The organism is Bacillus cereus group sp. N31 (assembly GCF_016483245.1).
GTDB lineage: Bacteria > Bacillota > Bacilli > Bacillales > Bacillaceae_G > Bacillus_A > Bacillus_A toyonensis.
Window position 1 is genome coordinate 1 of record NZ_JAEHCH010000095.1, and the last position, 332, is coordinate 332.

Sequence of the window (332 nt, forward strand, 5' to 3'; positions counted from 1 at the left end):
GAACACGGAAGTTAAGCTCTCTAGCGCCGATGGTAGTTGGGACCTTGTCCCTGTGAGAGTAGGACGTTGCCAGGCAATATTATTCCGCAGTAGCTCAGCGGTAGAGCTATCGGCTGTTAACCGATCGGTCGTAGGTTCGATTCCTACCTGCGGAGCCATTATGCTTCCATAGCTCAGCTGGTAGAGTACTTCCATGGTAAGGAAGAGGTCACCGGTTCAACCCCGGTTGGAAGCTTGGAAAAATTTTTTAAATTTTTGGCCCGTTGGTCAAGTGGTTAAGACACCGCCCTTTCACGGCGGTAACACGGGTTCGAATCCCGTACGGGTCACCA

General features: G+C 51.5%; 3 tRNA genes. All 3 read left to right on the forward strand.

Annotation, left to right across the window (positions count from 1 at the left end):
• Nucleotides 1-83: 83 nt before the first annotated feature.
• Nucleotides 84-158, forward strand: a tRNA-Asn gene (locus JDS81_RS29910).
• A 4-nt stretch (nt 159-162) separates the two neighbouring features.
• Nucleotides 163-235: transfer RNA gene (locus JDS81_RS29915), tRNA-Thr, on the forward strand.
• 22 nt (nt 236-257) lie between these two features.
• A tRNA-Glu gene (locus JDS81_RS29920) sits at nt 258-332 on the forward strand.